This is a genomic window from Microcystis sp. M165S2 (genome assembly GCF_020245885.1).
Classification (GTDB): domain Bacteria; phylum Cyanobacteriota; class Cyanobacteriia; order Cyanobacteriales; family Microcystaceae; genus Microcystis.
In genome coordinates this window covers 1-9,616 of sequence record NZ_JADBTZ010000298.1, presented here as the reverse complement: position 1 = coordinate 9,616, position 9,616 = coordinate 1, and the positions used below count along the sequence as shown (strand labels likewise).

At 44.2% G+C, this 9,616-nt stretch carries 12 protein-coding genes; 11 read left to right on the top strand and 1 reads right to left on the bottom strand.

The annotated features are described in order from the left end of the window. Positions 1–201: 201 nt before the first annotated feature. The 3 genes from IM479_RS15055 to IM479_RS15045 all read left to right on the top strand — a co-directional run bounded on the left by IM479_RS15055 (position 202) and on the right by IM479_RS15045 (position 1,004). Positions 202–414, top strand: a complete 213-nt coding sequence (locus tag IM479_RS15055) for a type II toxin-antitoxin system HicB family antitoxin (protein WP_287686473.1) — start codon at positions 202–204, stop codon at positions 412–414. 169 nt (positions 415–583) lie between these two features. Next, positions 584–790, top strand: coding sequence for a type II toxin-antitoxin system HicB family antitoxin (locus tag IM479_RS15050; protein ID WP_158199314.1), 207 nt, complete (start codon positions 584–586; stop codon positions 788–790). Between the two features lies 1 nt (position 791). Further along, complete coding sequence (locus IM479_RS15045; RefSeq protein WP_158199315.1) at positions 792–1,004, top strand: type II toxin-antitoxin system HicA family toxin; 213 nt, start codon at positions 792–794, stop codon at positions 1,002–1,004. A gap of 146 nt (positions 1,005–1,150) precedes the next feature. On the opposite strand, the gene rpsD is transcribed toward IM479_RS15045, so the two are convergent. After that, positions 1,151–1,759, bottom strand: coding sequence for a 30S ribosomal protein S4 (rpsD, locus tag IM479_RS15040; RefSeq protein ID WP_287686471.1), 609 nt, complete (start codon positions 1,757–1,759; stop codon positions 1,151–1,153). Between the two features lie 278 nt (positions 1,760–2,037). Between rpsD and IM479_RS15035 the strand changes: the two genes are divergently transcribed. The 8 genes from IM479_RS15035 to IM479_RS15000 form a co-directional block, all read left to right on the top strand. After that, positions 2,038–2,538: a bifunctional nuclease family protein gene (locus IM479_RS15035; RefSeq protein ID WP_286825609.1), complete on the top strand. Its 501-nt coding sequence runs from the start codon at positions 2,038–2,040 to the stop codon at positions 2,536–2,538. 273 nt (positions 2,539–2,811) lie between these two features. Beyond that, positions 2,812–3,939, top strand: coding sequence for an aldo/keto reductase (locus tag IM479_RS15030; RefSeq protein WP_287686469.1), 1,128 nt, complete (start codon positions 2,812–2,814; stop codon positions 3,937–3,939). Positions 3,940–4,071: 132 nt separating this feature from the next. Beyond that, a complete protein-coding gene (fba, locus tag IM479_RS15025; protein WP_286825611.1) occupies positions 4,072–5,151 on the top strand; it encodes a class II fructose-bisphosphate aldolase in 1,080 nt (359 codons plus the stop codon). 190 nt (positions 5,152–5,341) lie between these two features. After that, positions 5,342–6,580 carry a carboxyl-terminal processing protease CtpA gene (gene ctpA / locus IM479_RS15020; RefSeq protein WP_287686467.1) on the top strand — a complete coding sequence of 413 codons (1,239 nt, stop codon included), beginning with the start codon at positions 5,342–5,344 and terminating at the stop codon, positions 6,578–6,580. Positions 6,581–6,683: 103 nt separating this feature from the next. Further along, complete coding sequence (gene gcvH, locus IM479_RS15015; protein WP_287686465.1) at positions 6,684–7,079, top strand: glycine cleavage system protein GcvH; 396 nt, start codon at positions 6,684–6,686, stop codon at positions 7,077–7,079. A 159-nt stretch (positions 7,080–7,238) separates the two neighbouring features. Further along, positions 7,239–8,411, top strand: a complete 1,173-nt coding sequence (moeB, locus tag IM479_RS15010) for a molybdopterin-synthase adenylyltransferase MoeB (RefSeq protein WP_286823667.1) — start codon at positions 7,239–7,241, stop codon at positions 8,409–8,411. Between the two features lie 203 nt (positions 8,412–8,614). Continuing rightward, positions 8,615–9,202 (top strand): hypothetical protein, encoded by a 588-nt coding sequence (locus IM479_RS15005; RefSeq protein ID WP_287686463.1) that lies wholly within the window; start codon positions 8,615–8,617, stop codon positions 9,200–9,202. Positions 9,203–9,274: 72 nt separating this feature from the next. Next, positions 9,275–9,616 (top strand): type IIL restriction-modification enzyme MmeI (locus IM479_RS15000; protein WP_353737558.1); only part of this gene is annotated, 342 nt, incomplete at its 3' end.

Sequence of the window (9,616 nt, the reverse complement as noted above, 5' to 3'; positions counted from 1 at the left end):
GATCAAGGGTTGCGCTTGCTTTGGTTTAACCTGAGCGACTTAGTTTTTGCTGCGCTTTTTTCTGGCTTGAGATTTTAGGTTCGACAGCAACTCCTTGATTGTTTTTTGAGTTACCCCTTGACAATCAAGACAGTCGCTACACAACTTATCAAGTCAAACAAATTCGTAATCTAATTTTAAAATATAAATTAGGAGGCAAAGATGAAAATTCGCTATGAATTAATTATTTATTGGAGTGAGGAAGATCAATCTTTTATTGTTGAAGTTCCAAAATTAGCAGGATGTATGGCAGATGGAGAAACCTATCAAGAAGCTGTACAAAATGCTGAACTTGTTATTCAAGAATGGATTGAAACTGCAAAACAACTAGAACGAGTCATTCCTGAACCAAAAGGACGACTATTATTTACCTAATGATGAAGTTTCTCTCGCTGCAACTTGTAAGTTATAGCATATAAGGTGTGTCGGAGTTTTTTCAAACTGCGACATTTGAGGTTTTCTTACGAAATTATTAGGGTTTTTGCGATTGTGATAATATTAATGTTATAATGATGCAGAAAAGCAAATATTGTATATACAAAAAATGAAATACCAAATTGCTATTTATCGGTCTGAAGAAGGGATAAGCGTTTGCGTACCTGCTTTACCTGGTTGTTGGTCTGAGGGTGATACAGAAGAAGAAGCATTCCTTAATATTCAAGATGCTATTGAGGATTATTTAGCAGCATTAAAAGATAGATTGCATGGTGTCGAAATAAGAGAAATTGAAGTAACTGCTAATAAGTTTTGATATGCCTAAACTTGCTGGTATCAATCATCTTAAAGCAGTACGCGCTTTAGAAAAAGCGGGATTTAACATAATACGTCAGAGTAAACATATCGTGATGAGTGATGGAATACGTCAAGTAACCATTCCTCGAAATAACCCCATCAAAGCTTTTACAATGGGTGGGATAATTCAAGATGCTGGTTTAACTATTGAAGAGTTCCGTAAATTACTCTAAATATACCTTAAATCAATGAATACCCCGATGAAGAAAGATTTATTATAAACAATGCCTAAAACCACAGATGCCATAAAAATCATTCATCAAATAAAATAAGGACGCTGCCACTTGCGTCCTCAAGGTATCTGGAAAAGGCTTTTTTCCTAGACTTTCCGAGAGTAGTATTCCACTACTAACAGTTCATTAATCGAGAGGGCAATCCATTCTCTTTCCACAACGCCATTAACTTTGCCCACAAGGGTATTTTTGTCAAATTCCAAATGACTCGGCAGGTTGGCTAAACCGGGGTATTCCATATTTCTTTTGACTAGATCCTGGGAACGCTCTTGATTTCTGACTCCAATCACATCACCCGGACGGCACTGATAACTGGCAATATCCACAACTCTACCGTTAACGGTGACGTGACCGTGATTGACTAATTGTCGAGCCCCCGGAATTGTCCCAGCCATACCGAGACGGAAAACGGTATTATCCAGACGCATTTCTAAGAGTTGCAGCAGCACTTGACCAGTGGAACCAGTAGCCCGGCGAGCTTTGCGGACATAGCGAATTAATTGTTTCTCGCTGACACCGTAGTTAAAACGCAGTTTTTGTTTTTCTTCTAGACGAATGGCATATTCTGAACGTTTTTTGCGGGCCTGGCCATGTTGCCCGGGTGCATAGGCACGACGGGCACTTTTACGGGTTAAGCCTGGTAATTCCCCTAAACGACGCACAATGCGCAAGCGCGGTCCTCTATAACGAGACATACAGACAGTCTGCTCCTATTTAAATTTATCCCAAAACTGTTATCGTAGCACAAATTAAGTAATTTAGTTGGGGTGTGGGTAGAGGGGAGAACGGAGTGGGGAGAAAAAAGCTGATCACTGATTCAGGCCTGATGGTGGGTGATGTATTTTTTTCGTTAAAGATGAGGCTAATCTCTGCCATCTTAGGGCATACTGTGAGTGTAACTAAGCACTATATTACTCAGGTTGCTTTCCCACTCCTTCCCTAGCTGAATCTCTATCTTGGAGAAGCCATAGTCATGATCGAAATGAAAGTCGCTGGAATTGCCCTAGACGCTATCACTCGCAGTCCCATTGTACTGCTCAAGGATGGTTCCGAGCGTCGCGCTCTACCTATCTACATCGGACAAGATCAGGCTAAGGCCATTATGACCGTCCTCGAACAACAAAAACCCCCTCGTCCCCTCACCCACGATTTGATCGCTAATATTTTTAAAGTTTGGGACATGGATTTAGAAAAGATTATCATCCATTCTCTCCAAGATAATACCTTTTATGCTGTTCTCTGTCTCCAGCGCGGCGAAGTCAAAAAAGAAATCGATTGTCGTCCCAGTGATGCGATCGCTATTGCTCTGCGTACCAACAGTCCTGTCTGGGTAATGGAAGAAGTGATCGCTTCTGCTTCTATCCCTGTCGATCGTGACGCGGATGAAGAGGAACGTCAAGCTTTTCGCAATTTCGTCTCCAATCTTAGCCCCTCAGACCTGATCCAACGTCGCGGTGATTTTAGTGATCAGTGAAATTTCAGGAGTCAGGAATCAGGGGGCAGCTTTATTCTCCCCACACTCCACACCCCACACCCCAATACCTTCTAACTGATAACTGATAACAAGGGCCGAATCTAAGATCTAATTGGTTAAGCTAAAAGCTTTGATGTGCTTAGTTTCTAACCTTCTTTTTAGGTAGGAGAATTGTCAGATTCTGTCTTTTGCACGAGTGCCTGTTGCCTCTTGCCTTCAAAAGCTGACAACTGGTAACTGATAACTGGTAACTGATAACTGATAACTGAATCAATGCGTTATCGACGATTTGGCCGTACTAATTGGCAATTTTCGCTGTTTTCCCTGGGGACAATGCGCTGTTTGTCCTCAGAGTCGGTGTTTACCGCAACAGTTGATCGCGCCCTAGAATTGGGGATTAATCACCTAGAAACAGCCAGAGGTTACGGTAATAGCGAAGTTTTTCTCGGTCGCTACCTGCAGCGTCAAGGGGTGCGGGAGCAAGTTTATCTGACTACGAAATTGGTTCCCACTCCCGATCGCCAAACTATGGAAAAAGCGATCGCCGAATCCCTAGAACGATTACAATTAAATTACCTGGATTGTCTAGCAATTCACGGTATTAACACCTGCGAGCATTTAAACTGGATTAAAGACCCGCAAGGCTGCATGAAAGCCGTTTTTATGGCCCAAGAAGCTGGAAAAATCGGTCATATTGGCTTTTCTACCCATGCACCCCTAGAAATTATTCTGGAGACGATCAATACAGATTTCTTCGCTTTTGTCAATATCCATTACTATTTTTTTTGGCAAAGACAGCAACCGGCGATCGCTTTAGCCCAAGCAAAGGACATGGGTGTGTTTATTATTTCCCCTGCTGATAAGGGAGGTGGTCTCCACAGACCTCCCAAGAAGCTAGAGGAATTATGCGCTCCTTTTTCACCCCTAGAGCTAAATTATCGCTTTTTATTGAGCGATCCGCGCATTAATACCCTCAGCGTCGGGGCAGCGATACCGGAGGAATTAGAGGCAATTATTAACGTATGCGAAGGAGATCAGCCCCTAGATGCGGCAGAAATTGCCGTTTTTAAGCGTTTAGAGACACATTTAAACGATAAATTGGCTACAGATCTATGTAGCCAATGTTATCAATGTTTACCCTGTCCCGAAAATATTAATATCCCTGAAGTGTTGAGACTGCGGAATCTGGCAGTAGCTTACGAAATGACCGATTTTGGCCAGTATCGCTATCGAATGCTGGAAAATGCCGGTCATTGGTTCCCCGGACGCAAAGCGAATAATTGTACTGAATGCGGTGATTGTTTACCTCGCTGCCCGGAAAAATTGCCGATTCCCCAGCTGCTATTTAATACACACGAACTACTTAAAGGACCAGCGCAACGGAGATTGTGGTCATCTTAGGACGAAACTGGGAAAAATTTTTTTTGGGGATCGTCAAAGTGTAAAAACTATCTTAAGATTAACAGGTAAGAGAATTAACTTTCTTGAATTTAAAGAGACAAAAAACAAGAAATAGATTAAGGAGTAAAGGATATGGCACTCGTCCCCATGCGGTTATTGTTGGATCACGCGGCTGAGAACGGATATGGCATCCCCGCTTTTAACGTAAATAATATGGAGCAGATCCAAGCGATCATGCAAGCGGCGGCAGCCACCGATAGCCCCGTTATCCTGCAAGCTTCTCGCGGTGCGCGCAAATATGCAGGGGAAAACTTCCTGCGTCACTTGATCACCGCCGCGGTGGAAACCTATCCTCATATCCCCATCGTGATGCACCAAGATCACGGTAATGAACCCGCCACCTGCTACTCGGCGATCCGTAACGGTTTCACCAGTGTCATGATGGATGGTTCCTTAGAAGCGGATGCCAAAACTCCCGCCACCTACGAGTACAACGTTAACGTTACTGCTGAAGTAGTAAAAGTTGCTCACTCGATCGGCGCTAGTGTGGAAGGGGAACTCGGTTGCTTAGGTTCCTTAGAAACCGGTAAAGGAGAAGCGGAAGATGGACACGGTTTTGAAGGGGAATTAGATCACTCGATGCTGTTAACTGATCCCGATGAAGCGGTGGATTTCGTCGAAAGAACCCAAGTAGATGCTTTAGCAGTAGCGATTGGTACTAGCCACGGTGCTTACAAATTTACCCGCAAACCCACTGGCGAAATTCTTGCTATTAGCCGCATTGAAGAAATTCACAGCCGCTTACCCAATACCCACTTGGTTATGCACGGTTCTTCCTCGGTTCCCGAAGATCTCCTAGAATTAATCAACCAATTCGGTGGCGCTATCCCTGAAACCTACGGTGTACCCGTGGAAGAAATCCAAAAAGGCATCAAGAGTGGTGTGCGTAAAATCAATATCGACACCGACTGCCGTTTAGCAATTACCGCCGCAGTTCGGGAAGCACTTTTCAGCAACCCGAAAGAGTTTGATCCCCGTTTCTTCTTGAAACCCTCGATCACCTATATGCAGAAAGTTTGTGCCGATCGCTATCAACAATTTAGTACCGCCGGTAACGCCAGCAAAATCAAACAAATGTCCCTTGATGATTACGCAGCCAAATATGCTAAAGGGCAATTAACCCAAGTCAGCAAAAAAGTTGTGGCTGTCTAGTTACTGAGAAATTAAGCGATCGCTTAATTGCACCGATCTAGTAGAATTTTTTGGGTAGTTATGGTTAACTACCCTCTTTTTTATGGGAATCCCTTGAAGGGAAAGAGTTGCCAGATAAGAATCGATTTCAGAGAAAAGACTATACTGAAAATAATCAGCAGATCAGCACTTGATTTATAAGAGAAGCAAGATGAGAAAAAAATCGTTGTGGGTGGGATTATTGGTGGGATTTTGGTTTTGTCTAACTTGGATGGCATGGACACCCACAGCAGCCGCCTTTAGCGAAGAACAAAAATTACTACTGCAATCTTGGCGATTAGTCAACCAATCTTATTATGATGACACATTTAATCATCAAAACTGGTGGCAGGTGCGGGAACAATTCATCAAAAAACCCCTCAACGATCGGACGGCGGCCTACAATGCGATCGAACAGATGTTAGCTACTCTCGATGAACCCTTTACCCGTCTCTTGCGACCGGATCAATACCATAACCTACAAATTAGCACCACGGGGGAATTATCGGGGGTAGGACTGCAAATTAATATCAATCCCGACAATGGTTACTTAGAAGTGGTGGCCCCCCTTGCCGGTTCTCCTGCTGAGGCTGCTGGTTTGAATAGTCACGATCGCATTTTGTTTATTGATGGCATCGATACTACTACTTTAACCCTCGATGCAGCAGCGGCCAAAATGCGCGGGACTCCCGGAACAGAAGTTTCCTTAGTCATTCTTCCCGATCAAAAAAGTCAACCAAAAACCCTATCTTTAACCCGTCAACGCATTTCTTTAAGTCCAGTGGTAGCGGTTTTAGATAAAAATTCTAGTTCCTTGCCGATCGGTTATGTGCGCTTAAATCAATTTAGTGCTAACGCTGCCAAAGAAGTCTCGGAAGCGGTGACGAATTTACAAAAACAAGGAGCCAAGGGTTATATTTTGGATTTAAGAAATAACCCCGGTGGGTTACTGCAAGCGGGCATAGAAATCGCTCGGATGTGGATTAATCAGGGAACGATCGTTTATACGGTTAATCGTGAGGGAATTGCCGATAGTTTTGCCGCTTCTGGCAATGCTTTAACTGACGCGCCTTTAGTCGTTTTGGTCAATCAGGGAACCGCCAGTGCCAGCGAGATTTTAGCCGGAGCATTACAGGACAATCAACGGGGGGTTTTAGTGGGAGAAAAGACTTTCGGTAAGGGATTAATTCAGTCCTTATTCGAGTTACCCGATGGGGCAGGATTAGCGATTACCGTGGCCAAATATGAAACTCCCGCCCACCATGATATTCATAAGTTAGGAATTATGCCCGATCGAGTGGTGGCACAGGAACCGATCACCTATGAGCAAATCGGCACCGAAAAAGATAGTCAATACCAAACGGCGATTCAGTTTTTAAACCAGAAGACCATTTTAGCCAAAGCTTCCTGAGTGGGGTTTACAGCGATCGCCAATAAAACAGCCCCACCCGATCAACATTTTCCCCAAGAGATCTAGTAAACTAACTGATGCTGTAAATATTTAGAGACAGACGATGGAACTGGAATATCCCGAGGATTTGAGATACCTAGAAACCCACGAATACGTCAGACTCGAAGGTGAAATCGCTACCTTGGGAATTAGTGCTTTTGCCGTCGATCAATTGGGTGATATCGTGTTTCTAGAATTGCCCGAATTGGGAGAGGTGCTGGAAGTAGGTAGTAGTTTCGGCACGATTGAATCGGTAAAAGCGGTAGAAGATCTTTATCCTCCCGTCTCGGGAACCGTAGTTGATCGCAATCAAGCGATGATTGACTCCCCCGAATTAATTGCCGATGATCCCCACGGGGAGGGTTGGTTATTAAAAGTGCGGGTAGAAAATCCCGATACTGCCTTGGCTGATACCCTCTCCGCTAGTGAATACCGCACCCAAGTGGCAGGGGAAAGTTAACTAATATTAACAACAGGGAGCCAGACCCTCACACTATCATAAGCATAGAAAGAATTGAAAAAACAGGAAGCGATCGAGTCTTCCTGATTTTTGTCTCTAAAGCGTGCTGAGACGAAATTCTAGCCCGAATCGAGTCAGGTTTCACTATTTACCCAATCTATGCTAAATCCTCATCTCGCGGCGATCGAACTTTCCAAAGAGGAGGTTCAACGCTACTCTCGACATATTATTCTGCCCGAAGTGGGCTTAGAAGGTCAAAAAAAACTAAAAGCCGCCAGTGTTCTCTGCATCGGCACCGGAGGACTCGGTTCCCCGCTTTTACTCTATCTAGCGGCGGCTGGCATCGGTAGAATCGGTATTGTTGACTTCGATATCGTCGATAGTTCCAATCTGCAACGTCAAATTATTCACGGCACTTCTTGGGTAGGTAAACCGAAAATTGTTTCCGCTAAGGACAGAATTCTAGAAATTAACCCCTATTGTCAGGTGGATTTGTACGAAACCCGCATAAGTTCCGAAAATGCCCTTGACATTTTAGCTCCCTATGATGTAGTCATCGACGGGACAGATAATTTCCCCACCCGTTATCTGACTAATGATGCTTGTGTTCTTCTCGACAAACCCAACGTCTATGGCTCAATTTTCCGCTTTGAAGGACAAGCAACCGTTTTTAACTACCAAGGCGGTCCCAACTACCGCGATCTCTATCCCGAACCGCCACCACCGGGGATGGTTCCCTCCTGTGCGGAAGGCGGCGTTTTAGGAGTTTTACCCGGAGTAATCGGCACAATTCAAGCCACAGAAGCCATTAAAATTATCCTCGGCGCACCGGATACCCTCAGTGGTCGTTTACTGCTTTACAATGCTTGGGAAATGAAATTCCGTGAGTTAAAATTGCGTCCGAATCCCATCCGTCCCGTTATTGAAAAACTAATTGATTACGAACAATTCTGCGGTATCCCGCAAGCTCAAGCACAAGAAGCAGCAGAACAGCAAAAAATGACAGAAATAACCGTAGTAGAGTTAAAGACCCTACTTGACAGCGAGGCCAATGATTACATTCTCATCGATGTGCGTAATCCCAACGAGTACCAAATCGCTAAGATTCCCAACTCGGTATTAATTCCCTTACCCGATATCGAAAATGGTGCGGCAATTCCCAAAATTAAGGAATTAGTCAACGGTTATCGTCTCATCGCCCATTGTAAGATGGGGGGACGTTCCGCTAAAGCCCTCGCTATCCTCAAAGAGGCAGGTATCGAAGGAATTAACGTTAAAGGTGGTATCAGCGCCTGGAGTCGCGAAGTCGATTCCACTGTACCAGAATACTAATTTTGGCCCTTGGGTTTTGGGGTGTTAGGGTGTTAGGGTTTTGGGGTATTAGTCAAATTCCCCCATCTCCCCATTCCCCCATCTCCCCATTCCCCCATCTCCCCACTTCATAATTCCCTTCCCCCATCTCTGTGTTCCCTGTTCTCTGTGAATCTGTTAAGATCAGGGCGAGTTAGCCTTAAAATTTTCGGTGTGAGCAAACAATGAAAAACCATATTAAAAAAATTGCTAGTTGGAGCGCAATCGCTGCTATTTCCCTTGGCTTAGTAGAAATGAACCGAGCAGCGATCGCATTTGGCAACAATAATCAATTCAGTGCCTGTATCAGTCAGATTGTCCGCACGGGAGTCAGTCCCCAAGATGCCGCCACCGCTTGTTCAGAAGCATTAATTCCCAAAGAATTATCCCGGTGTGTGGCGATGATTAAATCCAAAACCCCGATCGATGGTAATCTGGCTCTGCAAGCTTGTTTTCAAGTGCGTCGTCCCATCGACCTAGGTAATTGTGTGGTCGATATCCATCGCGCTGCCCCCTTGTTTGCCGCTAATTCCCCCAAACAAACGGAAACAGAAACAGCCAAGGAACCCGATAAATTAGGGATTTCTACACAGATTTTAGATTCCTGTCGTCAAAGTTTATTACCCGGTCGCTTTTCCGAGTGCGTTATCGCTGTCAGTCGTGATGTGGACAAAAATAACCCCTCCCAAGCTTTACAAACCTGTTTAAGTGCCGAGGATTTCCCCAGGGATCTATTCCCCAGTTATCCCCAAAATCAAGACCAGAGACCTTAATCAAGATTATTTCAACGAATGTGCCAGATTCCCTACCCAAACTCTTAGCGGGGTAGGGAAGGAGTTAAAACTATGCCTTTAAGTTGGAATGAAATTAAAAATCGCGCAATCGCTTTTCAAAAAGAGTGGCAAGGGGAGACTTCAGAAAAAGCAGAATCTCAATCTTTTTGGAATGATTTTTTTAATGTCTTTGGCATTTCACGGCGTAGGGTAGCCAGTTTTGAGCAACCGATCAAAAAAGCAGATAATAAACAGGGTTTTATTGATTTACTATGGAAAGGAACGATTTTAGTTGAGCATAAATCGAAGGGGAAAGATTTAGAAAAAGCCACACAACAGGCTAAGGATTATTTCCCCAATTTAAAGGAACATGAGTTACCGCGTTATATTTTAGTATCGGATTTTCAACGGTTT

Coding starts and splice junctions, on each gene's coding strand:
- rpsD (WP_287686471.1), bottom strand. CDS start 1,759: ATGTCTCGTTATAGAGGACCGCGCTTGCGCATTGTGCGTCGTTTAGGG.
- IM479_RS15030 (WP_287686469.1), top strand. CDS start 2,812: ATGCGTTATCGACGATTTGGCCGTACTAATTGGCAATTTTCGCTGTTT.
- IM479_RS15035 (WP_286825609.1), top strand. CDS start 2,038: ATGATCGAAATGAAAGTCGCTGGAATTGCCCTAGACGCTATCACTCGC.
- ctpA (WP_287686467.1), top strand. CDS start 5,342: ATGAGAAAAAAATCGTTGTGGGTGGGATTATTGGTGGGATTTTGGTTT.
- moeB (WP_286823667.1), top strand. CDS start 7,239: ATGCTAAATCCTCATCTCGCGGCGATCGAACTTTCCAAAGAGGAGGTT.
- fba (WP_286825611.1), top strand. CDS start 4,072: ATGGCACTCGTCCCCATGCGGTTATTGTTGGATCACGCGGCTGAGAAC.
- gcvH (WP_287686465.1), top strand. CDS start 6,684: ATGGAACTGGAATATCCCGAGGATTTGAGATACCTAGAAACCCACGAA.
- IM479_RS15055 (WP_287686473.1), top strand. CDS start 202: ATGAAAATTCGCTATGAATTAATTATTTATTGGAGTGAGGAAGATCAA.
- IM479_RS15050 (WP_158199314.1), top strand. CDS start 584: ATGAAATACCAAATTGCTATTTATCGGTCTGAAGAAGGGATAAGCGTT.
- IM479_RS15045 (WP_158199315.1), top strand. CDS start 792: ATGCCTAAACTTGCTGGTATCAATCATCTTAAAGCAGTACGCGCTTTA.
- IM479_RS15005 (WP_287686463.1), top strand. CDS start 8,615: ATGAAAAACCATATTAAAAAAATTGCTAGTTGGAGCGCAATCGCTGCT.